Here is a 24,352-nt window from a genome sequence, read left to right on the forward strand (position 1 = left end):
GCGATGGACGAACCGGCAACAGGACCCGGCGCGTCGCGGATGACCGCGGAACGCGCCGTTCCGCGGGGTCCCCGGCCGACCCTCGTCGCCGTGGCGCGGCTCGCCGGTGTGGCCCCCTCCACGGCCTCCCTCGCGTTCAGCGGCAGTGGTCCGGTGTCCGAGGACGCGAAGGCCCGGGTGCTCGCTGCCGCGGCCGAACTCGGGTACGGCGGCCCGGACCCCCGTGCACGGTCGCTGCGACGCGGGCGCTCCGGCGTCATCGGCGTGGTCATGGACGAACGGCTGAGCGACGCCTTCCGCGACCCGGTCAACGTCCTGACGCTCGACGGCATCGCCGAGGTCGCGGGCGAGGCCGGTGCCTCCCTGCTCCTCGTCCGGAGCCCCCTGGACGACGAGCAAGGTCTCGGCCCGCTCGTCGACGCCCCGATGGACGCGGTCGTCCTGGTCGGCTGCAACGTCCGGATCGACCCGGCCGTCGCCGTGCTCCGCCGCCGGAACATCCCCGTCGTCGCGATCGAGGCCGACGACATCGAGGGCGCGGTCCCGATCCAGCTCGACAACCGCGAGGCATCCCGTCGGGCGGCCGCCTTCCTCCGTGACCTCGGGCACACCGACGTCACCATCGTCACGCTCCCCCTGGACGGCTCGCACCGACGCGGTCCGATCGACGCCGAGCGTGAGGCCGAGGGGATCGGCTTCACCTCACTCGAGCGGTTGCGCGGTGTCCGCGGTGTCTACCCCGATTCTGTCGCGATCGAGGCGGCCGGCAGCTCCGTCGAAGAAGGCCGCATCGCCGGCGTCGCCCTGTTCGGCCCCGGCGGTGCACGACCGACCGCGGTCGTCGCGCAGAGCGACGTGCTCGCCGTCGGGGTGATCTCGGCCGCGCTCGACGCCGGACTGCGGGTGCCCGAGGACGTCAGCGTCGTGGGCTTCGACGGGATCCCACTCGACGACAGCTTGATGCACCGGTCACCGATCCGGCAGCTGACCACGCTCGTGCAGCCCTTCGTGCAGAAGGGGCAGGCCGCGGCCCGCGCCGCACTCGCGATGCTCGAGGGCGAGGCCCCGCAGCCCGCGTCCTTCCGCTCGCAACTCCGGGTCGGCGACACGACCGCCCCACCGCCCGGCGCGTAGGCACGCCCGTCGCGTCTCGCCCCCCCCTTGCGGACGGGAGGCACGGTGCGGGCCTGCCCCGCGCCTCCAGGCCGCCAGGGGGTCGCGGCGACCGCCGCCCGCGTCAGTGACGTGCGAGCGCGACCTCGATCCACCCCGGGCGGTGGGCCCGGAGGCCCAGGGTGACCGCCCGGATGCCGATGTACCCGAACGTGAACGCCGCCCAGAGCCCCGCGAGCGTGCCCCCGGCCCACCAGAGCAGCGGCAGGTACACGACGAGGTTCACCCCGCCCGCGATCGCGAGGTACCGGGCATCCCCGGCGCCGATGAGCACCCCGTCGAGCACGAACACGTAGCCCGCGACCGGCATCCCCACCGCGATCAGGAGCAGGACGCCGGGCAGCTCGGAGCGGACCGCCGCGGAGTCCGAGAAGACCGGGCCGAGCACCCCGCTCGCGAGCAGTGTCAGCAGGCCGAGCAGGACACCACCGGCGAGCCCGAGCCGTACCAGGCGCGTCGTCACGAGCCTGACGCGCGGAGCATCGCGTGCGCCGAGTCCGTGGCCGACGAGCGCCTGCCCCGCGATCGCGAGTGCGTCGAGCGCGAACGCGAGGGTGGAGAACACCGTGAGGGCGACCTGGGTCGTCGCGAGTCCCGTCGTCCCGAGACCAGCAGCGCTCGACACCGTGGCGAGCATCGCGACCCGGAGCGACGCGGTCCGGAGGAACAACCACGCACCCGAGCGCAGCGCGCGGACCACGCCGGACGCCCCGGGGCGGAGCGGCGCACCGACCCGGCGTGCGGCGCGGACGGCGATCACCACGTAGACGGCCGCCATCGCCCACTGGACGACGACGGTGCCGGCAGCGGACCCCTCGACGCCCCAGCCGACCCCGTAGATGAGCACCGCGTTCAGCAGGCCGTTCGCGACGAACCCGACCGTGGCGACGACGAGCGGGGTGCGGGTGTCCTGCAGACCGCGGAGGAGCCCGGTCGACGCCGTCACCACGAGGATCCCGGGCAGGCCGACGAGCGAGAGCGTCAGGTACGCGGTCGCTGCTCCGGAGACCTCGGCGGACGCGCCGAACAGGGACACCAGGGGAGCGGCGAGGGGCCACCCGACGATCGCGAGCAGGACCCCGAGGCCCAGTGCGAGCCACATGCCGTCGACACCCGCGTGCACGGCGGCCCGCCGGTCCCCGCCGCCCAGGGCCCGCGCGACCGCGGGTGTCGTCGAGTACGCCAGGAAGACCAGGAGGCCCGTGACGGTCTGCAGGACGGCGCTCGCGAGCCCCACGGCGGCGAGGGACGACGCCCCCAGGTGACCGACGAGCGCGGTGTCCGTGAGCAGGAAGAGGGGCTCGACGACCAGGGCGCCGAGCGCCGGGACCGCCAAGCGCACGATGTCCCGGTCGACACGGCGGCGCTCCTGGCGAGCGAGGACGGGGGCATCGGGCACCGGACCATTCTCGCGTCGGTGGTCCTGCCCGTGCGCCGCGGGCCGGTCGGTCAGCGCATCCGGGGCTCGGCGGGGACCGCGGCGGTGGCGGCCCGGTCGTCCTCGGACGCCGCGGGGGTCACGGGGTCGGTGCCGCGTGCCCGGCCGACCAGGTCCATGAGGTGGTAGACCACGATCGCCGCGACGGTGCCGACGATGATGCCGCCGAAGCTCGCACCGCCGAACGAGAACGTGAAGTCGGCGATGCCCATGATGAGCGCGATGCCCGCCGTGAGCTGGTTCTTCGGCTTCGCGAAGTCGACGCGGTTCTCCACCCAGATGCGGATGCCGATGACGCCGATCAGGCCGTAGAGCGCCGTCGTCGCACCGCCGAGCACCCCCGCCGGGACCGACGAGATGACCGCGCCGATCTTCGGCGAGAGCCCGAGCAGCACCGCGGCGAACGCGGCCACCCAGTACGCGGCCGTCGAGAACACGCGGGTCGCGGCCATCACGCCGATGTTCTCGCCGTAGGTCGTGGTCGCCGAGCCGCCGCCGAAACCGGCCAGCACGGTCGAGACGCCGTCGGCGAAGAGCGCGCGCCCGGTGAGCGGCGTGAGGTCCCGGCCGGTGAGCTGGCCGACGCCCTTGACGTGCCCGACGTTCTCGGCGACGAGCGCCAGCACGACGGGGACGAACCCGAGGTAGATCGGGAGCTGCGCCGGGTCGAAGGACGGGGTGGTGAACGTCGGCAGGCCGATCCACGCGGCCTTGCTCGCCGCGGTGAAGTCCACCTGGCCCGCCAGCAGCGCCGCGAGGTACCCGACGACGACCCCGATGACGATCGAGAGCCGACCGAGCAGCCCCTTGAACAGCACCGTGACCAGGATGATCGCGGCGAGCGTGATCACCGCGATGACCGGCGACTTCGTGAAGTTGTCGCGTGCCGCCGGCGCCAGGTTGAAGCCGATCAGCGCGACGATCGCGCCGGAGACCACCGGTGGCATCAGGCGGTCGATCCACCCGGCGCCCGCCAGGTGCACGACGAGCCCGACGACGGCCAGGAGCGCGCCGACCACGATGATCCCGGAGAGCGCGAGCGGGATGCCGCCGATCTTCGTCGCGGCACCGATCGGTGCGATGAAGGCGAACGACGACCCGAGGTAGCTCGGCAGGCGGTTCCCGGTGATCAGCAGGAAGAGGATCGTCCCGATGCCGCTGAACAGCAGGGTGGTGGACGGCGGGAAGCCCGTCAGGAGCGGCACCAGGAACGTCGCGCCGAACATCGCGACGACGTGCTGCACGCCGAGCCCGATCGTCCGTCCCCACGTCAGCCGTTCGTCCGGCGCCACGATCGTCGTCGCGGAGACGGTCGCGCCGTCCCCGTGCAGCTTCCACGGAAGTCCCATGCGATGACCGTACCGGCAGGGATGTGCCCGTGACGGCCGCGGTCGACGCCCACCGCACCCGTGGGGACGGTGGCTATCGTGGACCGCATGACCGACGTCGCGCGTCCCTCCGGCATCCACACCGACGAACTCGACGCCGCGGTGCGTCCGCAGGACGACCTGTACCAGCACGTCAACGGCTCGTGGGTCGCGGCGACGCCCATCCCCGACGACAAGGCACGGTACGGCTCCTTCACGGTGCTGGCCGAGGCTGCCGAGGTGGCCGTCCGCGACATCATCGAGCGCTCCCAGCTCGCCGAGCCGGGCACCGAGGCCCGCAAGGTCGGCGACCTGTACACGTCCTTCACCGACGAGCAGCGCCTCGAAGCCCTGGGCACCGCGCCCATCGAGCCGCTCCTGGCCGAGATCGCCGCGATCGACTCGGTCGAGGGCGTCGTGCGGATGGTCGGACGCTTCGAGCGACTCGGGCTGCCGAGCTTCCTGCAGCTCTTCGTCGACAACGACCCGGGCGACCCGGAGTCGTACATCGTCTTCCTCGAGCAGTCCGGGCTCGGCCTGCCCGACGAGTCCTACTACCGCGAAGAGCGGTTCGCGGACATCCGGACGAAGTACCGCGAGTTCGTCGCCGCGATGTTCCCGCTCGCCGGGTTCGCCGACGCGGGTGAGCGGACCGAGCACGTCATCGCCCTCGAGACCGCGCTGGCCGAGGTGCACTGGGACAACGTGACCACCCGGGACAGCCAGAAGACCTACAACAAGCTGCCCTGGGCCGAGGTCGCCGCGCTCGCGCGGGACATCGACCTGCGCCAGTGGTGGGAAGCGATCGACGCGCCCGTCGGGGCCTTCGAGACGGTCGTCGTCCGGGAGCCGTCCTTCGTGACCGGCCTGGCGGCGCTGCTGCAGTCGCGGTCGGTGGACGTCTGGAAGGACTGGCTGCGCTGGCAGGTGATCCGCGCCTCCGCGGCGTACCTGACCAGTGCCTTCTCGGCGACCAACTTCTCGTTCTACGGCACCGCGCTCACGGGCGCACCGAAGCAGCGCGAACGGTGGAAGCGCGGCGTCTCCCTGGTCGAGGGCGCCATGGGCGAGGCCGTCGGACGCATCTACGTGCAGGAGCACTTCGACGAGACCTCGAAGGCGACGATGGACGACCTCGTGGCGAACCTGGTCGAGGCCTACCGGCAGAGCATCACCGGACTCGACTGGATGACCGACGAGACCCGCGCCCGCGCGCTCGACAAGCTGTCGAAGTTCACCCCGAAGATCGGCTACCCGGTGCGGTGGCGGGACTACTCGGCGCTCGAGGTCACGCCGGACGACCTGCTCGGCAACGTCCGGGCCGTCGCCTCGTTCCAGGTCGACCGGGAGCTCGGCAAGATCGGGAAGCCGATCGACCGCGACGAGTGGTTCATGACGCCGCAGACGATCAACGCGTACTACAACCCGGGCTTCAACGAGATCGTGTTCCCGGCCGCCATCCTGCAGTTCCCGTTCTTCGACGCCGGGCGCGACGCCGCCGCGAACTACGGCGCGATCGGCGCGGTCATCGGCCACGAGATCGGCCACGGCTTCGACGACCAGGGCTCGCAGTACGACGGCGACGGCCGCCTGCAGAACTGGTGGACCGAGGCCGACCGGACGGCGTTCGAGGAGCGGACGAAGGCACTCATCGCCCAGTACGACGCCCTGGTGCCGACCGAGGTGCCCGACGGACACGTCAACGGGGCGCTGACCATCGGCGAGAACATCGGTGACCTCGGCGGCCTGTCGATCGCGTGGAAGGCGTACCTGCTGTCCCTCGACGGCCAGGAACCCCCGGTGATCGAGGGGATGACCGGAGCCGAGCGCTTCTTCCTCAGCTGGGCGCAGGCCTGGCGCATGGCGATCCGCCCGGAGGAGGCAGCGCGCCTGCTGTCGATCGACCCGCACTCGCCGAACGAGTTCCGGTGCAACCAGGTCGTCCGCAACATCGACGGCTTCTACGAGACCTTCGGCGTGACCGAGCGGGACGCGATGTACCTCGACCCCGCCGAACGCGTCGCCATCTGGTGATGACCGAGCCGGACGCGGCTCCGTCGTCGCGACGCAGGCGACCAGACGGCCGCGCCGGCGGAGGGGGCCGCACGCGCGGTCGTCACCGGGGCGGTGCCGAGGAACGGTTCTCGGCCACGATCGAGGCCCTCGGTGCGCTCGCGGTCGACGGCGCCGGGGTGAGTGCCTCGGTGATCGACACGTCGAGCGGGAAGGCGCTGCTCGCGGTCGACGACACCCTCGTGCAGCCCGTCGCGAGTCTCGGGCGGGTGCTGCTCCTGATCGAGGTGGCGGCGCGGCTCGAGGACGGTCGTCTGCACGGGGACCGCCTGCAGCGCATGGCACGGGACACCGCCACGGGCGCGGGGCTCTGGCAGTTCCTGCAGGAGCCGACGATGCAGGTCCCCGACCTCGCCACCCTCGTCGGCGCGAACGCTGACGCCTGGGCGATGAACGCGCTCCTCTCGACCGTCGGGATCGACGCGGTCCGCGAGCGGGCGGAGGCCCTGGGGATCGAGCGCACCGCCCTGATCGACCGCGTCCGTGACCGCCGCGGTCCGGACGACGCCCCCGACGCCTCGGTCGCGCCGACCGGGGAGCTCAGCTGGTTGATGCGGGGACTCGCGCTCGGGGAGGTCGTCGACGAAGCCGTCTCGAACCGGGTGCTCGGCTGGTTGTCGCTCGCGAGCGACCTGAGCCTGGTCGCGGGCGCCTTCGGGTTGGACCCGCTCGCGCACCGGGCGCTCGACCACGGGTTGCAGTCCGTGGCGGTCACCGGGTCGAGCACCGGGGTCCGTGCCGAGGCCGGGATCCTGCGCGGCCCCGGTTCGTCGGTGAGCTACGCGGTGACCGTGACGTTCGACGACGACTCGCTGCAGCGACGGCTCGCGGTCATCGAGGCCCTGCGCACCATGGGCACCGAGGTCCTCGAAGCCGTGCACGTCCCTGTTCAGCGCTGACCGAAGGCGACCGTGGTGCCGTCCGTCCGGCTCCCGACCAACGTGCGGACCCATTCGTCGAAGCGCTGCCGCAGCACCTGTGCCGTGATGCCGGGGTGGCCGATCCCTGCGTAGTTCTCCGCCCACGTCTCCACGTAGGTGTCCGCACGGGCTGCGGCCACGACGTCCCAGGCTCGCACGTCGGGCAGGGTGCGTCCGGCGTGCTGCTCGTAGCTCCGCAGGAACCGGTCCGCGGCGTCCGTCGAACCGAGCAGGACGAGGTCCTGCCGGCACCAGGCGACGTCCACCCCGCGCGGTGCCGATCGCGCTCCCGACCAGTCGACGATGCCGGCCAGGTGCTCGCCGGACCACACGGTGTTGCCGCTCCAGAAGTCGCCGTGGGTGAGGACCCGGTCGGTGCGCACCCCGGACCACGCCCGGTGGGCCGCCGCGGCGAGGCGCCCGGCACGCAGCGTCGGGGCGCGGACGTCGTCCGGCAGCCCGCTCGGGTCGAGTCGGTGCACGGCGGCCAGCGCGGTGCCCATCCGGAGGCCGATGGTCACCGGGTCGAGATCGGTCCCGGGCGGACCGCCGGGGAGCGCGGTGGTGACGATGAGGGGCAGTCCGTCCACGTCTCCGTGGGCGACGAGCCGTGGTGCCAGGTCGCCGAGCGGGCCGAGTCGGCGGAGGACGTCGAGCTCCCGGACGACCGCGTCGTCCCCCCGCGGGAACACCCGCACGACCAGGGAAGCGTCGGCGTCGCGCACCAGGACCGTGCGGGCGTGCTGCCCGCCGGTGAGCACCCGGTCGAGCACGAGCGGGCGCCCGACGATCCGTGCGGCGGCGTCGACGAGTCCGGGCAGCGGGATGTGGTCCATGGCGGGCGACAGCCTACGGCGCGGTGTTGGATCGGCGGCAGGTGCCGACGACGGTCGGTCCGCCGGACCCGGACGCCCTCGCGCAGCAGACGAGGCACGATGATCGGAGGCGATCGTGACGAAGTACCTCATCTCGTTCGACGAGGGCACGATGGTGTTCCCGATGGCCGACCTGCCCGCGGTGGCCGAGGCGACCCACCGGGTGCTCCGCGCCGCGAAGGCCGCGGGCGTGTGGGTCTTCGGCGGCGGCCTGCTCGAGCCGTCCACCGGCGCACTGGTCGACACCGACGGCACCGTGCACGACCCGGCGACGCGGCCCGGCAAGGAGACGTTCATCGGGGGCTTCGCCATCGTCGACGTCGCCACCCGGGACGACGCACTGCACTGGGCGGCCCGGTTCGCCGAGAGCTGCCGGTGCCAGCAGGAGGTCCGGGAGTTCTTGGACGACCCCGAGTCGTGATCACCGCGCCCTGACGGCGCGCCTCGGCCGATCCCCAGGCACCACGAGCACACTCACCAACAGTCCAGCAGACACGAGCGACGGAGGTCGGACATGGCAGGCAAGCACGAGCAGGCACGCGGCGACGAGGGTCGTTCCGACGGCGTCGAGGCGCGCGCGGGGTCCTTCACGGACAGTGAGATCCCCGGCGACGTGCCCGTGCCGAACGACGAACCGGCGGGCGAGTTCGTCTCGAGCGACATCCCGGGCGAGGTCCGCCCGACGGGTGGCGACGGCGAGGGCGAGTACGTCGAGTCCGAGATCCCCGGCGAGGTCGAGCCGACCCCGTCCGGCGAGGTCGGGCACTACACGGACCGCGACCAGGGCTGACGGTCGGTCGACACCGGGCCCGAGGCTCAGTCGATGCGCTCCGCCGCCACCAGGCGGCGGAGTGTCTCGACGCCCGCTGGCGGACACCGGCGCGCGTCGGCGGAGGTGACCCACTCGATCTCGTCGACCTCTGCCGAGGCGACGGGCGAGGCGGAGTCGAGTGCGCCTCCCGGTCGGACCAGGAACAGGGCCATCGCGACCATGGTGCCGGGTGCCTGCCCGTGGGCGGGTTCCAGGACGGTGCCGAAGGGTTCGAGGTCGGTCTCCGTGAACACGAGGCCGGTCTCCTCGCGTGCTTCGCGGATGGCGGCCTCGGCGTCCGTCTCCTGCGGTTCGGCCTTGCCGCCCGGCAGGTAGACGACGTCGCGACCGCGCGCGCGGACCATCAGGACGCGCCGGTCGCGGACGAGCAGGACCGCGCTGACACGCAGCGTGGCTGCTGCGGTCGGACCGGACGGGAGGCTCAGCTCGCGTCCGCCTCGTCGGTACGGCCCGCGGTCTCCCGCTCCGACAGGACGCGGTCGACGAAGGGCACGACGGGCGTGGGGAGCTCGGCCTCCGGTTCGGGGCGGACCCCGTAGAGGGCGTCGAGTGCCCCGATGAACTCGTCGGCGCGACCGGCACGACCGAGCTCTCGAGCCCGGACGGACGGGCGGTGCAACAACACGCCGACCAGGTGCCGGAGTGCCCGTTCGGTCTGCTCGGCGGCCTGGGGATCGCCGTCGCTCCGGCGTTTCGCCCGGTCGATCTCGTCGTCGAGGATGTCGAACACGTGCTTCCGGAACGCGACGAGCGCCGGGGTCGTGGACTGCTCGAGGGCCTGCGCGCGGAACCGGGACACCGCGTCGTCGACCATGGCGCGGGCCTCGGACTCGGCGTTCAGCTCGGCGAGCGGCGCGTGGATGCCGATGGTCTCGAGGTCGAGCAGCTCCACGCCGTCGACGTCGGCCGCGGCGGGGTCGACGTTGCGCGGCATGCCGAGGTCGATGACGATGCGTCGAGCCCCGTCGGCCAGGTGGGACGCCGTGACGACGGGCAGCTCGGTGGAGGTGCAGGTGATGACGACGTCGCTGGTCCGGATGGCCTGGTCGAGGTCGTGCGCGGCGACGAGGTCGTGCTTCGTGGCGAACCACGCGGCCCGGCCGGAGGGCGAGAAGACCTGGATGGTCGTGGCCCCGCGGTCGCGGAGCGCGGCGATCGTGGTGGCCGCGTAGCTGCCGGTGCCGATGAGCAGCACCCGGGCGCCGGCCCAGTCGGTGATGCGGGAGGACGCCAGCTCGAGTCCGAGCCGGACCAGCGAGCGACCGGCGGCGCCGATGCGCGTCCGGGTCTTCACGCCGCGGGAGGTGTGCGCGGCCTCCTGGAAGAGCCGTTCGAGGTCGGAGGTCGTGGTGCCCTTCGAGCGGGCATCCTCGAGCGAGCGACGGACCTGCCCGGAGATCTCGGTCTCGCCGACGACGACGGACTCGAGTCCGCTCGACACGGCGAACAGGTGCTGGACGACGTCCTTGCCACCGAGCACCTGCACGGACTCGACGACCTGGTCGGCAGCGAGGTCGCTCGCGGCGGCCACGGCCTGCACGGTCGCGGCCACGGCGGAGTCACGGTCGTCGCCCGCGATGTCGAGGTAGGCCTCGAAGCGGTTGCACGTGGCGAGGACGACGGCGCCGTCGAGGACACCGGATTCGGTGACGAGACGGCTCGCGGCAGCGGGGGCGCCGATGCTCAGTCGCTCCAGGAGGTCGAAGCTGGCGTTGCGGTGCGACGCCGTGAGACAGATGAGCACGTCTTCCATCGTAACTCTCGAACCATGGAGCGGCTGTTCGCTGATCGCGTGCTCAGGACACCCGCAGCCTGCCCACTCGCGGCAGGGGCCCGGGCACCGACCCGGCCGGGGTGCCCGCGCGCGGCTGTGCCCACGGCGGCCGGTGCGACAATCGTCCGGTGACCGACGCGCCCCCCACCGCCCTGCCCGCCACGCACCCGCTCGTCTCGGGGCGCACCAGCGGATCGCCCCTCGTCCGGGCACTCCGGGGCGACCGGCCCGAGACCCTGCCGGTGTGGTTCATGCGGCAGGCCGGGCGCTCACTGCCCGAGTACCGCGAACTCCGCGTCGGCACCGCGATGCTCGACGCCTGCCTGGACCCGGCGCTCGCGTCCGAGATCACCCTGCAGCCGGTGCGTCGGCACGGGGTCGACGCCGGCATCTTCTTCAGCGACATCGTCGTGCCGATCAAGCTCGCGGGCGTGGACGTCGAGATCGTGCCCGGTCGTGGTCCGGTCCTCGGCTCCCCGATCCGCACCGCGTCGGACGTCGACGCGCTCGAGGCCCTGGACCCGGCGGCGCTCGCCCCGATCGAGGAGGCCGTCCGGCGCACCGTGGACGAGCTCGGGGACACCCCGCTCATCGGGTTCGCCGGCGCACCCTTCACGCTCGCCGCCTACCTGGTGGAGGGCGGGCCGTCGAAGGACCACATCCGCGCCCGCACCCTGATGCACGCGGACCCCGAGACCTGGGGCCGCCTGCTCGCCTGGGCCGCCGACGTCTCCGGCGCGTTCCTCCGGGCGCAGGTGCGCGCCGGGGCATCGGCCGCGCAGCTGTTCGACTCGTGGGTCGGCTCGCTCTCCCGCGTCGACTACGTGCGGTCCGTCGCCCCGCACTCGGCGACCGCGCTCGCTCACGTCGCGGACCTCGGCGTCCCGCGCATCCACTTCGGTGTCGGCAGCGGCGAGGTCCTGCACGACATGACCACGCTCGGCGACCCGTCGGACGCGGTCGCCGTCGACGCGGTCGGGGTCGACTGGCGCATCCCGCTCGACGAGGCCGTCCGCCGCGTCGGTACGGCCGTGACCGTGCAGGGCAACATCGACCCGGCGATGCTGAACGCCCCGTGGCCGGTCCTCGAGGCCCACGTGCGTGACATCGTCCGCCGCGGCGGTGCGGCACGGGCGCACGTCGTGAACCTCGGGCACGGTGTCCCGCCCGAGACCGACCCGACCGTGCTGACCCGGGTCGTCGAGCTCGTCCACGAGCTGGGTGACGGGACCGCGGCATGACCGACGTGGTCGTGGTCGGCGGCGGGGTCGCCGGTCTCGTCGCGGCCCGCGACCTGGCGAAGGGCGGCGCGCACGTCGTGCTCGTCGAGGCCTCGGGTCAGCTCGGTGGCATGGTCCGTCGGCACACGGTCGGCGGCATCGACCTGGACATGGGGGCCGACTCGTTCGCGACCCGCACCGACGCCATCGCGCGGCTGGCCATCGAGCTCGGTCTCGGCAACGACGTCGTGACGCCGGACCCCCGCGGCGCGTGGTTGATGACCCGCGACGGCCGTGTGTCCCCGATCCCGGCGACCGGCCTCCTCGGGATCCCGGGCAGTCCGATGGTCGCCGACGTCATCACGGTCGTCGGGCAGAAGGGAGCGCTCCGGGCCCAGATGGACTCGCTGCTGCCGTCGCCCGTGGGTGCGAAGGCGACGTCGCTCGGCGAGCTGGTCCGCCGGCGCATGGGGGAGCGGGTACTGGACGACCTCGTCGTGCCGGTCGCCGGCGGCGTGCACTCGACCCACCCGGACAAGCTCGACCCGGACCGCGTCGCACCCGGACTCCGCGCGGCACTGCAGCGCGAGGGATCGCTCGCCCGGGCCGTGCTGGCCCTCCGGTCCCGTGCCGCAGCTGGTTCCGCAGTGCAGGGCATCCGCGGCGGGATCGTGCGGCTCGTCGACGAACTCGTGGCCGACATGGAGACGTACCGCGTCGACGTCCGGTTGCACACCCGCGCGACGGCGATCGAGTCCCACGCGGTCGAGGTCCGCTCGGCCGACGGCACGACCGAGCGCCTGGCCGCCGAGCACGTCCTCGCCTCGACGGCCGACCCGTCGCGATCGACGGCGGCGGACCGGACCGGGATCGAACTCGTGACGCTCGTCCTCGACCAGCCCGAGCTCGACGCGGGTCCCCGGGGGACGGGCATGCTCGTGCACCCGGAAGCCGCGGGCGTGGCGGCGAAGGCCCTCACGCACGCGACCGTGAAGTGGCCGTGGTTGGCCGAGGCCGCAGGGGGGCGGCACGTCGTCCGGCTGAGCTACGCCGTCCCGCCGCACTCCGACGCAGCCGGCACGACGACAGGCGACACGTCGACGGCCGACACGACGACGGGCGTTGGCGACGCGCCGGACCTGGCCACGAGCCTCCCGGTCGACCCCGGTGACCCCGTCGGGACGCGCGCCGTCCGCGATGCCAGCACCCTGCTCGGGGTGGAGGTCCCGGCCGGTCGCGTCCTCGGCGCCGCGCGGGTCCGGTGGCACGGGCCGGACACCGTCGCGGCGGGTCTCGACGCGGGCGTCGTCGGCATCGGCGAGGCCTCGACCGGTCGTGGGCTCGCGGGCATCGTCGCGGCGTCCCGTGCCGCCGCTGAGCGCATCCTGGAATCCTGAGCGGACCCACCGCGTCCCGAGGGCTACTGTTGGTTGAACCGTCGGACGTATTCCGCTCGGCGCATGACCACGCACACTGACCCTGGAGGAATCGCACATGCGAGGCAAGCTCCTTTTCGTCGCCGGCGCAGCACTCGGGTACGTCCTGGGATCGCGAGCCGGACGGGCGCGGTACGAGCAGATCAAGACCCTGAGCGGCAAGATCTGGAACAGCAACCGCGTGCAGAAGAGTGTGCACGTGGCCGAGGACTTCGTCGCGGACAAGACCCCGGACGTGGCCGAGTTCATCGGTGAGACCACGAAGAAGGCCGTCCGCAAGGTCGGCCAGAAGAAGGACTCCGCGACCTCATGACGGACACCCGCGACCGCAAGTCGCGCTCGCTGATCGGCCTGGTCGGTGACGTCCCGAAGCTCGTCAAGAGCCTCGTCAAGGGCGAACTCGACCTCCTCAAGGCCGAGATGCTCGCGAAGGCGAAGATCTTCGCCCTCGCCGCTGGCCTGCTGGTCGCGGCGCTCGTCATCGTGCTCTACGCCATCGGCGTGCTGCTGACGGCTGCCGTGATGGGGCTGGCGACGATCATGCCGGCATGGCTCGCGGCGCTGCTGCTCGCCGTGCTGATGCTCATCGTCGCCGCGATCCTCGGCTTCGTGGGGTGGAAGCGCTTCAAGAAGGGCCTGCCGCTCACGCCGAAGCAGACCATCGCGAGCGTCAAGAACGACGTCAACGCCGTCAAGGGCCTGGGCAAGAAGCCGACGCCGCGGACCCAGCGCGCGTCCCGCAAGCCCGACGTCAGCGGTCGGTTCTGACCATCGACACCCGACCCACCGACGGAGGAACCGTGACCGATCAGCACGACGACCTGGCGGACCGCGTCGCAGCGACCCGCGCGCAGCTCTTCGACACCCTCGACGCGATCGAGGACAAGCTCAACCTGCCGAAGCAGCTCGGGATCGCGGCCTCGAAGGTGCAGCGCGGGATCGACGAGAACCCCGTGCCGTACCTGGCCGGGCTCGCAGCCGGAGTGGCAGTGGTCGGGGGTATCGTCATAGCGGTGCTCCGACGGCGGTAGACCGCCCGATCGGTGGTCTTCGGGATCGAGGCGCCCGCCCGGCAAGGGGGCCGGCGACCATTCCCTGGCAACCGATAGGACAATGGATTCCATGAGCTCCACCGCGCCCGCGAACTCGGCGCCCGCACCAACCCCCCACTCGAACACGACGCCGGATGCCGCTCCGCACGACAGCGTCGACCCGGCGAGCGGGATCGACCCGAACCTGCTGACCGCCTACGCGCTCTGGGCCGTGTTCCGTCGGCCCCTCGGCCCGATCCACCGGCCGGGTGACGACGCCGTCGCGGAGCTCGACGCGGTGGTGGCCTCCGCAGCCGAGCGTGGCGTGACGATCCGCGGCTTCTACGACGTGTCGGCCTTCCGCGCCGACGCCGACGTCATGGTCTGGCTGCACGGCGACGACGCGCAGGCGATCCAGGCCGTGCTCCGCGAGATCCGGCGCACCGGGCTGTTCCAGGACGCCGAACCCGTGTGGCACGTCATGGCGATGCACCGAGAAGCCGAGTTCAACAAGCGGCACACCCCCGCGTTCCTCCGCGGCAAGGACCCCGAGGCGTGGATCACGGTCTACCCGTTCGTCCGCTCCTACGAGTGGTACCTCCTGCCCGAGGAAGAGCGCTCGACGATGCTCCGCGACCACGGCATCGCCGGCGCGAAGTACCGCCGCGTGCTGACGAACACCATCGCCACCTTCGCCCTGAGCGACTACGAGTGGATCCTGCCGCTCGAGAGCCCGGACCTCGTCGACCTCGTCGACCTGATGCGCGACCTGCGCTACACCGAGGCGCGCATGCACGTGCGCGAAGAGGTGCCCTTCTTCACCGGTCGTCGCGTGACGACCGCCGAGCTGCCGGAGGTGCTGTCGTGACCGACACCAGCCACATCACGAACGGGCACCCCGTCCTCGCCGCGACCGCCGGTGCGGCCGACGGTCCCGAGCACGTCGAGGTCCCCACCGCGTACGACGCCATCCTGCTCGCCGGGTTCGGCGGCCCCGAGGGCCAGGACGACGTCATCCCGTTCCTCCGGAACGTCACGCGTGGCCGCGGGATCCCGGACGAACGTCTCGAAGAGGTCGCGCACCACTACCGGCACTTCGGCGGTGTCAGCCCGATCAACGCGCAGAACCGTGCGCTGAAGGCGGCGCTCGAGGCCGAGCTGGCGTCGCGTGGCATCGACATGCCCGTGCTCTGGGGCAACCGCAACTGGGACCCCTACCTCAAGGACGCCTTCCTCGAAGCGGCCGACAAGGGCTACGGCAAGCTCATCGCCATCGCGACGAGCGCCTACTCGTCGTTCTCGTCCTGCCGGCAGTACCGCGAGGACTACGCGCGCGTCCTCGACGAGACCGGCCTGATCGACACGATCCAGATCGACAAGGTCCGGCAGTTCTTCGACCACCCGGGCTTCGTCCGCCCGTTCGTGGACGGCGTGCGTGACGGTCTGGCGCAGGCCATCGCCGAGAACGACGGGCTCGACCTCGCGACCGAACTGCACGTGCTGTTCTCGACCCACTCGATCCCGTCGTCCGACGCCGCCAAGTCGGGCCCGGACTACCGCGGCTTCGACGATCACGGCGCGTACGAGGCCCAGCACGAGGCCGTCGCCCAGGTCGTCCTCGACCAGGCGTGGGCCGAGCTCCTCGAGCAGCCCGAGCACGCCGCCCTCCGCGGCACGAGCACGCCCCCGTGGAAGCTCGTCTACCAGTCGCGCTCCGGCCCGCCGACGCAGCCGTGGCTCGAGCCGGACATCAACGACTACATGAACGAGACGCTCAAGGGCGGCCCGACGCGTGCCGTGCTGATCGTCCCGCTCGGGTTCGTGAGCGACCACATGGAGGTCATGTGGGACCTCGACGAGGAAGCCACCGAGACCGCGCAGGAACTCGGCTTCTGGTCGCTCCGCACGCAGACGCCCGGTGTCGACCCGGCGTACGTCGCGGGCCTCGTGGACCTCGTCCTCGAGCGCGTCAACGGCACCCCGACGGCGGAGCGCCCGCACCTGACCGACCTCGGTCCCTGGTACGACGTCTGCCGCCCGGGCTGCTGCGAGAACGTGCGCGCCGGGTTCAAGCCGGCTGCGGCCGGACTCGCACCGTGACCGGAGGCGACACCGACCCGGCTGCGACGAACGGGACCGACACCGCGGCTGCCGACCCCGCAGCTGCCGACACCGCGACCGCCGGCCCCCGCCCCATCCGTCTCGGCACCCGCGCCAGCCGGCTCGCCGTCGCGCAGTCGCAGGCGGTGGCCGACCGTCTGGCTGCGGCGGCCGGGCGACCGGTCGAACTCGTCACCGTGACGAGCGAGGGCGACACCAACCGTGCCTCCCTGGCGTCGCTCGGCGGGACCGGCGTGTTCGCCAGCGCCCTCCGCGAGGCCCTGGTCGCGGGCGAGGTCGACGTCCTGGTGCACTCGCTCAAGGACCTCCCGACCGCGCCGTACCCCGGTCTGACGATCGCGGCGGTCCCCAAGCGCGAGGACCCGCGTGACGTCCTGGTCGCCCGCAACGGTGCGACCATCGACACGCTCCCCGAGGGCGCGAAGGTCGGTACCGGGTCACCGCGTCGCGTCGCACAGCTCCGGGCGAAGCGTCCGGACCTCACGGTCGTGGACATCCGCGGCAACATCGACACCCGGCTCGGACGGGTGGACGACGACCTCGACGCCGTGGTGCTCGCCGCCGCCGGCCTGACCCGCATCGACCGACTCGACGCCGCGACCGAGCTGCTCGACCTCGGCTTCTGGCCGAGCGCTCCCGGTCAGGGGGCGCTCGCGGTCGAGACCCGTTCGGGCGAGACCGACCGGAACCTGCTGGCCGCGCTCCGCAAGATCGAGCACGCGCCGACCCGGCTCACCGTGACCGCCGAACGAGAGGTCCTCGCGAAGCTCGAGGCCGGCTGTTCGGCACCGATCGGCGCCACCGCGGTGGTCGACGCGGAACTCCTGCTCGTCTCCGCGACGGTGTACCGCCCCGACGGCACCGAGTACCGGACCGCCTCGCACGCCGCACACCTGGACGGCTCGCCGCAGGACCGGCTCGACGAGGCCCTCGACGTCGGCCGCCGGGTCGCCGCCGAACTCCTCGAGAACGGTGCGGCGGATCTCGCCGACCTCGCGAGCGCGGACGGTGTCGAGGGGTCGCACACCGCCGGCCCCGGTCTCGCCACCCCGGCGGAGTAGGACGGCGACCACGGACGACACCGCTCGCAACGCGGCCGGAGCGCGGCCACCGGTCGTCCTCGTCCCGCGCGGCGGCGCGTGGGGCGAGGAGGTCGCTGCCGCAGCCCGGGCGCGTGGGTTCGACCCGCGGATCGTCCCGCTCATCACGGACGCCCCCGCGGCCGACTCCGACGCACTCGACGCGGCGCTCGCTCGCCTCGGCCACCCCGGTGGTGCGGACGGGAGGCCCGCCCCACCTGCCGCCGACGGCTCCGTCCCCGACGTGGTCGGGTACCGCTGGGTGGTGGTGACCAGTGCGACGGCGGTGCGCGCGCTCGCCGGACGCGTTTCGAGCCTCCCGTCCGACGTCCGCGTGGCCACCGTCGGCGACGCGACCGCTCGCGCCGCTCGCGCGGCGGGGTGGCGGGTCGACCTGGTGCCTTCCGAGCACTCGGCAGCCGGGTTGGTCCAGGCGATGCCCGACGACGCCGGACCCGTCCTGTTCCCCCGCTCGGAGATCGCCGCGCCGACGCTCGTGAACGGGTTGCGCGGCCGCGGCATCGACGTCGACGACGTCGTCGCGTACCGTACCGTGGGGACGGGCAGCGACCCGATCGCCCTCGATCCGCCGGCCGACGCCGTGCTCGTCACGAGCGGGAGCGTCGCCCGTCAGGTCGCGGTACGGCTGACCCCGCTCGACCCCCGCACCCGGATCGCCTGCATCGGCCCGGGCACTGCCGACGCCACCCGCGCGGCCGGGCTGCCCGTGCACGTCGTCGCACGCAGCCGTTCCACCGAAGCCCTGCTCGACGCCGTGGTCGAGACCCTCCACCTCACCCCCCGACCAGGAAGGTCATCGTGACCGGACAGTTCCCCCAGGTCCGCCCCCGCCGACTCCGTGCGACCCCGGCCATGCGCCGGCTCGTCGCCGAGACGCGCCTGCACCCCGCCGAGCTGGTGCTGCCGATGTTCATCCGCGAGGGTGCGACCGAGGCGGTCGACATCTCGAGCATGCCGGGCGTGCAGCAGCACTCCCTCGACTCGTTCCGACGGGCCCTCGTCGAGGCCGCCGCGCAGGGCATCGGCGGCGTCAACCTGTTCGGCGTCCCGGTCAGCAAGGACGCGACGGGCACGGGCGCGACCGACCCCGACGGCATCCTCAACGTGGCGATCCGCGTGGCACGGGAAGAGGTCGGCGACGCGCTCGTCGTGCAGTCCGACCTGTGCCTCGACGAGTTCACGGACCACGGGCACTGCGGTGTGCTCGCGGGCGACGGCTCCGTCGACAACGACGCGACCCTGCTGCGCTACCGCGACATGGCCGTGGTCCAGGCCGAGGCCGGCGCCGAGCTCGTCTGCATGAGCGGGATGATGGACGGTCAGATCGCGGCAGCCCGCGACGCCCTCGACACGGCCGGGCACTCCGGGACGGCACTGCTCGCGTACGCCGCGAAGTACGCCTCGGCGTTCTACGGGCCCTTCCGCGAAGCCGTCTCGTCCTCGCTCGTCGGCGACCGTCGGACCTACCAGATCGACTCCGCGAACGGGCGGCAGGGGCTCTGGGAGGTCGATCAGGACATCGCCGAGGGCGCCGACATCGTGATGGTGAAGCCCGCGATGAGCTACCTCGACGTCCTCGCGCGCACGGCCGACACCTCGCCGGTGCCGGTGTGGGCGTACCAGATCTCGGGCGAGTACGCGATGATCACCGCGGCCGCCCAGAACGGGTGGATCGACCGCGACGCGGCTGCGATGGAGTCCCTCGTGGGCATCAAGCGCGCCGGCGCCGACGCGATCCTGACCTACTTCGCGGTCGACATCGCCCGCAAGCTCAACGACGAAGCCGGGCTCCGGACGTCCGGCAGCACCGCCGACGTCGCCGGCATCGCCTCGACCGGGAAGGCCCCCGAGTGACCACCACGAACGACCAGCTGTTCGGTCGCGCGAAGAACAGCATCCCCGGCGGCGTGAACTCGCCCGTCCGCGCGTACGGCTCCGTCGGCGGGACCCCGCGGTTCCTGGTGTCCGCGAAGGGCGCATACGTCACGGACGCCGAGGGCCGCGAGTACGTCGACCTCGTCGCCTCGTGGGGCCCCGCGATCCTCGGGCACGCCCACCCCGGCACGGTCGAGGCGGTGCAGCAGGCCGCTGCCCGTGGGCTCTCCTTCGGGGCGTCGACCCCCGGCGAGACCGAGCTCGCCGAACTCGTGAAGCAGCGGGTGTCGGTGGACGGTGACGGTCCGATCGAGAAGATCCGCATGGTGTCGACCGGCACCGAGGCCACGATGACGGCGATCCGCCTGGCCCGCGGCTACACGGGGCGGGACCTCCTGGTGAAGTTCGCCGGGCACTACCACGGGCACTCCGACTCGCTGCTGGCCGAGGCCGGCTCGGGCGTCGCGACGCTCGCGCTCCCCGGCAGTGCGGGCATCACCGCCGAGACCGCAGCGCAGACCCTGGTCCTGCCGTACAACGACCTCGAGGCCGTCCGGCGCGCGTTCGACGAGCACTCCGAGCGCATCGCCGCCGTGATCGTCGAGGCGGCGGCGGCGAACATGGGCGTGCTCGCGCCGGAGCGCGGCTTCAACCGCGCCCTCGCGCAGATCGTGCAGGGGCACGGTGCGCTGCTCATCGTCGACGAGGTCCTCACCGGCTTCCGGGTCGGCCCCGCCGGGTGGTGGGGGCTCGAGGCCTCGAAGGTGGTGCCGGACGGTGCCGGGTGGAAGCCCGACCTCATCACGTTCGGCAAGGTCATCGGCGGCGGGATGCCGCTCGCTGCCCTCGGCGGTCGGCGTGAGGTCATGGACTACCTCGCCCCGCTCGGACCCGTGTACCAGGCCGGCACCCTGTCGGGGAACCCGCTCGCGGTGGCGGCCGGCATCGCCACGCTCCGTGCCGCGACCCCCGAGGTGTACGAACGGCTGAACGCCACGGCGTCGACGATCGCCACGGCGACGAGCCAGGCGCTCACGGCCGAGGGCGTCGCGCACACGGTGCAGCACGCCGGCAACCTGTTCTCGTTCGCGTTCCTCGAGCAGGCGCCGCGGAACTACGACGACGTCCGCGCGCAGGACACCTTCCGGTACCCGCCGTTCTTCCACGCGATGCTCGACGCGGGCGTGACCCTGCCGCCGAGCGTGTTCGAGGCGTGGTTCGTCACAGCGGCGCACGACGACCGGGCCGTCGGGCGCATCCTGGACGCGCTGCCCGCTGCCGCGAGGGCCGCTGCCGCCGCGACCGCCTGACGCCGTCCGTCGCGTTGCTCCGCTGACCGGCCCGGAGGCGCGGGGCGGCTAGACCGCGCGACGTGCGTGCCAGCGACCCTCTGCACGAACGATGGCGAGGGGGAAGTCGAACGCGTGCGAGACCGCCGACGAGGTGATGACCTCGTCGGCGGTGCCCTGTGCGACCGCCACCCCGTCCCGCAGCAGCATCGCGTGCGAGGTCGAGATCGGCAGGTCCTCCAGGTGGTGCGTCACCATCACGCTGCCGAGCTCCGGGTGGCGGTGGCGCAGGGCGTCGACCGTCTCGAGCAGGTGTTCCCGCGCGGCGACGTCGAGTCCGGTGGCCGGTTCGTCGAGCAACAGCAGCTGCGGCTCGGACATGAGTGCCCGGGCGATGAGCGCACGGCCCCGTTCGCCCTGCGACAGCACCGGCCAGCGGGCGTCCCGGCGTGCGGACAACCCGACGTCGGCGATGTGTCGCTCCGCCGCGGCGACGTCGTCGTCCGTCGGGGTCCAGCGCATCATGAGGTCGGTCGTCCCGGTCCGCCCGGTCAGCACCGTCTCGAGCACGGTGAGTGGGGAGAGCATCCGGTGCCGGGGGTCGACGTGCCCGATGTGTTCCCGGAGCTCGCGGACGTCCACGCGTCCGAGCTGCCGACCGAGGACCTCCACGACGCCCGCGGTCGGGTGCGCGTTCGCGCCGAGCACCGACAGCAGCGTGGACTTGCCGGCGCCGTTCGGCCCGAGCAACGCCCAGTGCTCGCCGCGTCGGACGGTCAGGTCGATGTCGTGCAGCAGGTCGCGTCCGGACCGGGTCACGCGGACGCCGGTGGCACGGATGAGGAGGTCGGTCACCCCTTCATCGTGCCGCACCGGCGCTGTCCGCCGCGTCGGGTGGTCAGCTTGCGGCTGCTGCGGCTGCAGCGGCGCGCGCGGTGCCGAGGTGTTCGGCCATCGCGCGGCTCAGTGCGCGGACCACGGCCCCACCGGCCTCACCGTCACGGCCCTTCGCCGCGGCCCGGAACGCGTCGAGGGAGTCCTTGACGTCCCAGAAGACGAACTCGGGGGCGCCGATGCGCACGAACTTCGCGCGGTTGACGATGCCCTCGGCGGTCTTGATGAGCAGCTCGTTGCCGGAGTGGGCCACGAGGAACCCGATCAGGGCGTCGATGTCGTCGTTGATCGCACGGTCCTCGGCGTCGGCGTGCGCACGGATGGTGTCGAGGATGGACCCGAGCGTGCGGACCTCGTCGTCGTCGAGGCGCGGCATCGACCACCGCGCCGCCAGCTCGGCGAGACCGAAGAGCATCTGGAACGCGTCGTCGTACTGCTCGAGCGTGGGGGAGGCGACGCGGGTGTACCGGTTGGCCTCCATCTCGACCAGCCCGTAGTCGACCAGCTTCGCGATGGCCTCACGGATGGGCGTGCGACTGACCCCGAGCCACTGCACGAGCTCGTCGTCGTTGAGGCGTTCGCCCGCCTGCAGCGTGCCGTCCTGGATCGCGACGAGCATCTTCTCGAGGACGACGTCCCGCAGGAGCTTCCGGGGCGAGTTCTCGACGGTCGACTTGGGCACCGGCATCGGTGGGCTCCTCACGCGTTCGGGTGTGCTGTACTGCAATCCTAACGTGCCAATATGCAAACGGTTGCTAAATAACAACCGCCCGTGTCAGCGCCCCAGACTGCCCGCGACGTCGACGACGGTCCGGCCGTGCACGGCGCCCGCGACGACCTCGGCCCCGACGGTGATCGCGTCCCGCAGGCCCACCGTGCGCGTCACACCGGCGAGGAGCGCCGGATCGAGGTCGGTGGCGAGCCGCTGCCACGCCCGCTGCCGGAGCTCCTGCGGGGCGTTCACCGAGTCGATGCCGAGCAACGAGACCGCGCGCAGGATGAACGGCAGCACCGTCGTCGGCAGTGCCGAGTCCTGTGCCAGCCCGCACGCGGTGACGGCACCGCCCCACTGCGTCGAGGCGAGGACGTTCGCGAGCGTGCCACCCCCGACGCTGTCCACCGCTCCGGCCCACGTCGCACGCTGCATCGGCTTGCCGACCTCGGACAGCGTGTCGCGGTCGATCAAGTCGACGGCCCCGAGCGCACGGAGCGATGCCTCGTTCGCGGCCCGCCGGCCCGACGAGGCGGTCACCGCGTACCCGCGTGCGGTGAGCAGGGCGATCGCGACCGTGCCGACGCCGCCGGACGCGCCGGTCACCAGGACGGGGCCTGCGGCGGGGTCCACGAAGCGTTCGAGCGCCAGCACGCTGAGCATCGCGGTGAACCCGGCGGTGCCGATCGCCGCCGCGAACGAGTCGTCCATGTCGTCCGGCAGGACCACGAGGGCAGCGGACGGTGCGACCACGTGCGCGGCCCACCCCCCGTACCGGTTCTCGCCGAGGCCGCCACCGGTGCACACGACCCGGTCGCCGATCGCGACGCCGTGCACGCCCGGTCCGACTGCGGAGACCGTCCCGACGGCGTCGATCCCCGGTACGAGCGGATCGAGCCTGGCCACGCCGGGGTTCCGCGCGAGCGCCAACCCGTCCTTGTAGTTGACGCTCGAGTACGTCACGTCGACGAGCACCTCGCCCTCGGTGGGGTCGGGGACGTCGACCTCGGTGACGGCGGGGGCTGCGGAACTGGAGACGAGGACTGCGCGGGTCACGTGACGGACGCTACCCGTGCCTCCCGGCCGACGCCGCAGCGACGTGCGCGCCTAACGCGCCGCGCGTGACCGCGACGGCCGCGACTTCGCTCGTCTCAGCCGAACATGATGGCGGCCTCGTCGAAGCGCGCCTGCGGCACCGTCTTCAACTCGCCGAGCGCGTCCGCGAAGGACACGTGCACGATCTCGGTCCCGCGGAGCGCGACCATCCGGCCCCACCGCTCCTCGATCACCGCGTCGATCGCCGCGAGCCCGAGCCGCGTCGACAGCACCCGGTCGTACGCGGTGGGGGTGCCGCCGCGCTGGATGTGGCCGAGCGTGGTCGCGCGCGTCTCGATCCCGGTCATCTCCTCGATGAGCGGTGCGAGCCGTTCGCCGATCCCGCCGAGTCGCGGTCGCCCGAAGGCGTCGAGTCCGCGTTCGGTGTGCGCGTTGTCCTCGTGGTCCGGCACGAAGCCCTCGGCCACGACCACGAGCGGGGCGCGCCCACGGTCGTACGCCGACCGCACCCAGGCGGCGATCTGCTCCATGCTCGTCTTCTGCTCGGGGATCAGGATCGCGTGGGCGCCCGCGGCCATCCCCGAGTGCAGGGCGATCCACCCCACGTGTCGGCCCATCACCTCGGCGACCATGCACCGCGAGTGCGACTCACCGGTGGTCCGGAGTCGGTCCATGGCCTCGGTCGCGATGGCGACGGCGGTGTCGAACCCGAACGTGTAGTCGGTGGCGCCCAGGTCGTTGTCGACCGTCTTGGGCACGCCGACGATCTTCATCCCGGCGTCCGTCAGGCGCTTCGCGGCTGCCAACGTGCCCTCGCCGCCGATCGCGACGATGGCGTCGATGCCGTGCCGCTCGAGGACCTTCTCGATGTTCTCGACCCCGCCGTTCGGCCCCTCGAACGGGTTCGTCCGACTGGTGCCGAGGATCGTGCCGCCCTGCTTCGCGATGCCCTGGATGTCCTTGCGGCCGAGGGGCACGATGTCCCCGTCGACGACCCCGCGCCAGCCGTCCCGGAACCCGACGAAGTCGTGCCCGTAGATGGCGATGCCCTTCAGCACGATGCCGCGGATGACCGCGTTGAGGCCGGGGCAGTCGCCTCCGGAGGTGAGGATGCCGATGCGCATGGGAACTCCGTCGTCGCAGGTGGTGGGTGCCCCCATCATGAC

At 72.6% G+C, this 24,352-nt stretch carries 25 protein-coding genes; 16 read left to right on the forward strand and 9 right to left on the reverse strand.

The features are described 5' to 3' along the window. Window positions 1-3: 3 nt before the first annotated feature. A complete protein-coding gene (locus tag J7E22_RS07020) occupies window positions 4-1,134 on the forward strand; it encodes a LacI family DNA-binding transcriptional regulator (RefSeq protein WP_214980181.1) in 1,131 nt (376 codons plus the stop codon). Window positions 1,135-1,237: 103 nt separating this feature from the next. Here J7E22_RS07020 and J7E22_RS07025 read toward each other — a convergent pair whose 3' ends face one another. Beyond that, entirely contained in the window at window positions 1,238-2,572 is a 1,335-nt protein-coding gene (locus J7E22_RS07025) for an MATE family efflux transporter (RefSeq protein ID WP_308159170.1), read from the reverse strand. Between the two features lie 50 nt (window positions 2,573-2,622). Beyond that, window positions 2,623-3,960, reverse strand: coding sequence for a uracil-xanthine permease family protein (locus J7E22_RS07030; RefSeq protein WP_214980182.1), 1,338 nt, complete (start codon window positions 3,958-3,960; stop codon window positions 2,623-2,625). An 87-nt stretch (window positions 3,961-4,047) separates the two neighbouring features. On the opposite strand from J7E22_RS07030, the gene J7E22_RS07035 reads away from it, so the two are divergent. Together J7E22_RS07035 and J7E22_RS07040 are read left to right on the forward strand one after the other, a co-directional pair. Beyond that, window positions 4,048-6,012, forward strand: coding sequence for a M13 family metallopeptidase (locus tag J7E22_RS07035; protein WP_214980183.1), 1,965 nt, complete (start codon window positions 4,048-4,050; stop codon window positions 6,010-6,012). After that, window positions 6,012-6,950: a serine hydrolase gene (locus J7E22_RS07040; RefSeq protein WP_214980184.1), complete on the forward strand. Its 939-nt coding sequence runs from the start codon at window positions 6,012-6,014 to the stop codon at window positions 6,948-6,950. Before J7E22_RS07035 ends, J7E22_RS07040 begins: the two co-directional genes overlap by 1 nt. On the opposite strand, the gene J7E22_RS07045 is transcribed toward J7E22_RS07040, so the two are convergent. Next, window positions 6,941-7,807, reverse strand: coding sequence for a phosphotransferase family protein (locus tag J7E22_RS07045; protein ID WP_251008749.1), 867 nt, complete (start codon window positions 7,805-7,807; stop codon window positions 6,941-6,943). The genes J7E22_RS07040 and J7E22_RS07045 overlap by 10 nt on opposite strands. A 115-nt stretch (window positions 7,808-7,922) precedes the next feature. Between J7E22_RS07045 and J7E22_RS07050 the strand changes: the two genes are divergently transcribed. Together J7E22_RS07050 and J7E22_RS07055 are read left to right on the forward strand one after the other, a co-directional pair. After that, window positions 7,923-8,267 (forward strand): YciI family protein, encoded by a 345-nt coding sequence (locus J7E22_RS07050; RefSeq protein ID WP_214980185.1) that lies wholly within the window; start codon window positions 7,923-7,925, stop codon window positions 8,265-8,267. Window positions 8,268-8,360: 93 nt separating this feature from the next. Continuing rightward, window positions 8,361-8,636 (forward strand): hypothetical protein, encoded by a 276-nt coding sequence (locus J7E22_RS07055; RefSeq protein ID WP_214980187.1) that lies wholly within the window; start codon window positions 8,361-8,363, stop codon window positions 8,634-8,636. 26 nt (window positions 8,637-8,662) lie between these two features. On the opposite strand, the gene J7E22_RS07060 is transcribed toward J7E22_RS07055, so the two are convergent. Further along, window positions 8,663-9,103 (reverse strand): NUDIX domain-containing protein, encoded by a 441-nt coding sequence (locus J7E22_RS07060; protein WP_285439860.1) that lies wholly within the window; start codon window positions 9,101-9,103, stop codon window positions 8,663-8,665. Continuing rightward, window positions 9,100-10,422, reverse strand: coding sequence for a glutamyl-tRNA reductase (locus J7E22_RS07065; RefSeq protein ID WP_214980189.1), 1,323 nt, complete (start codon window positions 10,420-10,422; stop codon window positions 9,100-9,102). Before J7E22_RS07065 ends, J7E22_RS07060 begins: the two co-directional genes overlap by 4 nt. Before the next feature lie 158 nt (window positions 10,423-10,580). Here J7E22_RS07065 and hemE point away from each other — a divergent pair, with 158 nt between their 5' ends. From hemE to hemL, 11 genes are all read left to right on the forward strand, one after another. Beyond that, the gene (gene hemE / locus J7E22_RS07070) at window positions 10,581-11,693 is read left to right on the forward strand and encodes a uroporphyrinogen decarboxylase (protein WP_214980190.1); all 1,113 of its coding nucleotides are present in this window, start codon (window positions 10,581-10,583) and stop codon (window positions 11,691-11,693) included. Next, on the forward strand, window positions 11,690-13,069 hold the full coding sequence (locus J7E22_RS07075) for an NAD(P)/FAD-dependent oxidoreductase (RefSeq protein ID WP_214980191.1): 1,380 nt from the start codon (window positions 11,690-11,692) through the stop codon (window positions 13,067-13,069). The genes hemE and J7E22_RS07075 overlap by 4 nt, the downstream gene beginning before the upstream one ends. 97 nt (window positions 13,070-13,166) lie before the next feature. Continuing rightward, complete coding sequence (locus J7E22_RS07080) at window positions 13,167-13,421, forward strand: hypothetical protein (RefSeq protein ID WP_214980192.1); 255 nt, start codon at window positions 13,167-13,169, stop codon at window positions 13,419-13,421. Further along, the gene (locus J7E22_RS07085; protein ID WP_214980193.1) at window positions 13,418-13,876 is read left to right on the forward strand and encodes a phage holin family protein; all 459 of its coding nucleotides are present in this window, start codon (window positions 13,418-13,420) and stop codon (window positions 13,874-13,876) included. The genes J7E22_RS07080 and J7E22_RS07085 overlap by 4 nt, the downstream gene beginning before the upstream one ends. A gap of 32 nt (window positions 13,877-13,908) precedes the next feature. After that, the gene (locus J7E22_RS07090) at window positions 13,909-14,139 is read left to right on the forward strand and encodes a DUF3618 domain-containing protein (RefSeq protein ID WP_214980194.1); all 231 of its coding nucleotides are present in this window, start codon (window positions 13,909-13,911) and stop codon (window positions 14,137-14,139) included. 91 nt (window positions 14,140-14,230) lie between these two features. Then, window positions 14,231-15,007, forward strand: a complete 777-nt coding sequence (gene hemQ, locus J7E22_RS07095; protein ID WP_251008750.1) for a hydrogen peroxide-dependent heme synthase — start codon at window positions 14,231-14,233, stop codon at window positions 15,005-15,007. Beyond that, window positions 15,004-16,239, forward strand: coding sequence for a ferrochelatase (locus tag J7E22_RS07100; protein WP_214980196.1), 1,236 nt, complete (start codon window positions 15,004-15,006; stop codon window positions 16,237-16,239). The genes hemQ and J7E22_RS07100 overlap by 4 nt, the downstream gene beginning before the upstream one ends. Before the next feature lie 95 nt (window positions 16,240-16,334). After that, window positions 16,335-17,321, forward strand: a complete 987-nt coding sequence (gene hemC, locus J7E22_RS07105) for a hydroxymethylbilane synthase (RefSeq protein ID WP_214980689.1) — start codon at window positions 16,335-16,337, stop codon at window positions 17,319-17,321. Further along, window positions 17,269-18,162, forward strand: a complete 894-nt coding sequence (locus J7E22_RS18135) for a uroporphyrinogen-III synthase (protein WP_214980198.1) — start codon at window positions 17,269-17,271, stop codon at window positions 18,160-18,162. Before hemC ends, J7E22_RS18135 begins: the two co-directional genes overlap by 53 nt. Continuing rightward, window positions 18,159-19,214: a porphobilinogen synthase gene (gene hemB / locus J7E22_RS07115; RefSeq protein WP_308159171.1), complete on the forward strand. Its 1,056-nt coding sequence runs from the start codon at window positions 18,159-18,161 to the stop codon at window positions 19,212-19,214. The genes J7E22_RS18135 and hemB overlap by 4 nt, the downstream gene beginning before the upstream one ends. Further along, window positions 19,211-20,545: a glutamate-1-semialdehyde 2,1-aminomutase gene (gene hemL, locus J7E22_RS07120; RefSeq protein WP_214980200.1), complete on the forward strand. Its 1,335-nt coding sequence runs from the start codon at window positions 19,211-19,213 to the stop codon at window positions 20,543-20,545. The genes hemB and hemL overlap by 4 nt, the downstream gene beginning before the upstream one ends. Before the next feature lie 48 nt (window positions 20,546-20,593). Here hemL and J7E22_RS07125 read toward each other — a convergent pair whose 3' ends face one another. The 4 genes from J7E22_RS07125 to J7E22_RS07140 all read right to left on the reverse strand — a co-directional run bounded on the left by J7E22_RS07125 (window position 20,594) and on the right by J7E22_RS07140 (window position 24,310). Continuing rightward, window positions 20,594-21,379, reverse strand: coding sequence for an ABC transporter ATP-binding protein (locus J7E22_RS07125; protein ID WP_214980202.1), 786 nt, complete (start codon window positions 21,377-21,379; stop codon window positions 20,594-20,596). 43 nt (window positions 21,380-21,422) lie between these two features. Continuing rightward, window positions 21,423-22,106 carry a GntR family transcriptional regulator gene (locus tag J7E22_RS07130; RefSeq protein ID WP_214980203.1) on the reverse strand — a complete coding sequence of 228 codons (684 nt, stop codon included), beginning with the start codon at window positions 22,104-22,106 and terminating at the stop codon, window positions 21,423-21,425. A gap of 87 nt (window positions 22,107-22,193) precedes the next feature. Then, the gene (locus J7E22_RS07135) at window positions 22,194-23,186 is read right to left on the reverse strand and encodes an acryloyl-CoA reductase (protein ID WP_214980205.1); all 993 of its coding nucleotides are present in this window, start codon (window positions 23,184-23,186) and stop codon (window positions 22,194-22,196) included. A 95-nt stretch (window positions 23,187-23,281) separates the two neighbouring features. Continuing rightward, window positions 23,282-24,310 (reverse strand): 6-phosphofructokinase, encoded by a 1,029-nt coding sequence (locus J7E22_RS07140; protein ID WP_214980207.1) that lies wholly within the window; start codon window positions 24,308-24,310, stop codon window positions 23,282-23,284. Between the last annotated feature and the right edge of the window lie 42 nt (window positions 24,311-24,352).

Origin of the sequence: Curtobacterium sp. ISL-83, from assembly GCF_018613895.1 — a bacterium.
Classification (GTDB): Bacteria; Actinomycetota; Actinomycetes; order Actinomycetales; family Microbacteriaceae; genus Curtobacterium.

What these genes read in the sequence shown, in the direction of transcription:
- J7E22_RS07020 (WP_214980181.1), top strand. Translation starts at nt 4, where the DNA reads ATGGACGAACCGGCAACAGGACCCGGCGCGTCGCGGATGACCGCGGAA.
- J7E22_RS07030 (WP_214980182.1), bottom strand. Translation starts at nt 3,960, where the DNA reads ATGGGACTTCCGTGGAAGCTGCACGGGGACGGCGCGACCGTCTCCGCG.
- J7E22_RS07035 (WP_214980183.1), top strand. Translation starts at nt 4,048, where the DNA reads ATGACCGACGTCGCGCGTCCCTCCGGCATCCACACCGACGAACTCGAC.
- J7E22_RS07040 (WP_214980184.1), top strand. Translation starts at nt 6,012, where the DNA reads ATGACCGAGCCGGACGCGGCTCCGTCGTCGCGACGCAGGCGACCAGAC.
- J7E22_RS07045 (WP_251008749.1), bottom strand. Translation starts at nt 7,807, where the DNA reads ATGGACCACATCCCGCTGCCCGGACTCGTCGACGCCGCCGCACGGATC.
- J7E22_RS07055 (WP_214980187.1), top strand. Translation starts at nt 8,361, where the DNA reads ATGGCAGGCAAGCACGAGCAGGCACGCGGCGACGAGGGTCGTTCCGAC.
- J7E22_RS07075 (WP_214980191.1), top strand. Translation starts at nt 11,690, where the DNA reads ATGACCGACGTGGTCGTGGTCGGCGGCGGGGTCGCCGGTCTCGTCGCG.
- J7E22_RS07080 (WP_214980192.1), top strand. Translation starts at nt 13,167, where the DNA reads ATGCGAGGCAAGCTCCTTTTCGTCGCCGGCGCAGCACTCGGGTACGTC.
- J7E22_RS07085 (WP_214980193.1), top strand. Translation starts at nt 13,418, where the DNA reads ATGACGGACACCCGCGACCGCAAGTCGCGCTCGCTGATCGGCCTGGTC.
- hemQ (WP_251008750.1), top strand. Translation starts at nt 14,231, where the DNA reads ATGAGCTCCACCGCGCCCGCGAACTCGGCGCCCGCACCAACCCCCCAC.
- J7E22_RS07130 (WP_214980203.1), bottom strand. Translation starts at nt 22,106, where the DNA reads ATGCCGGTGCCCAAGTCGACCGTCGAGAACTCGCCCCGGAAGCTCCTG.
- J7E22_RS07140 (WP_214980207.1), bottom strand. Translation starts at nt 24,310, where the DNA reads ATGCGCATCGGCATCCTCACCTCCGGAGGCGACTGCCCCGGCCTCAAC.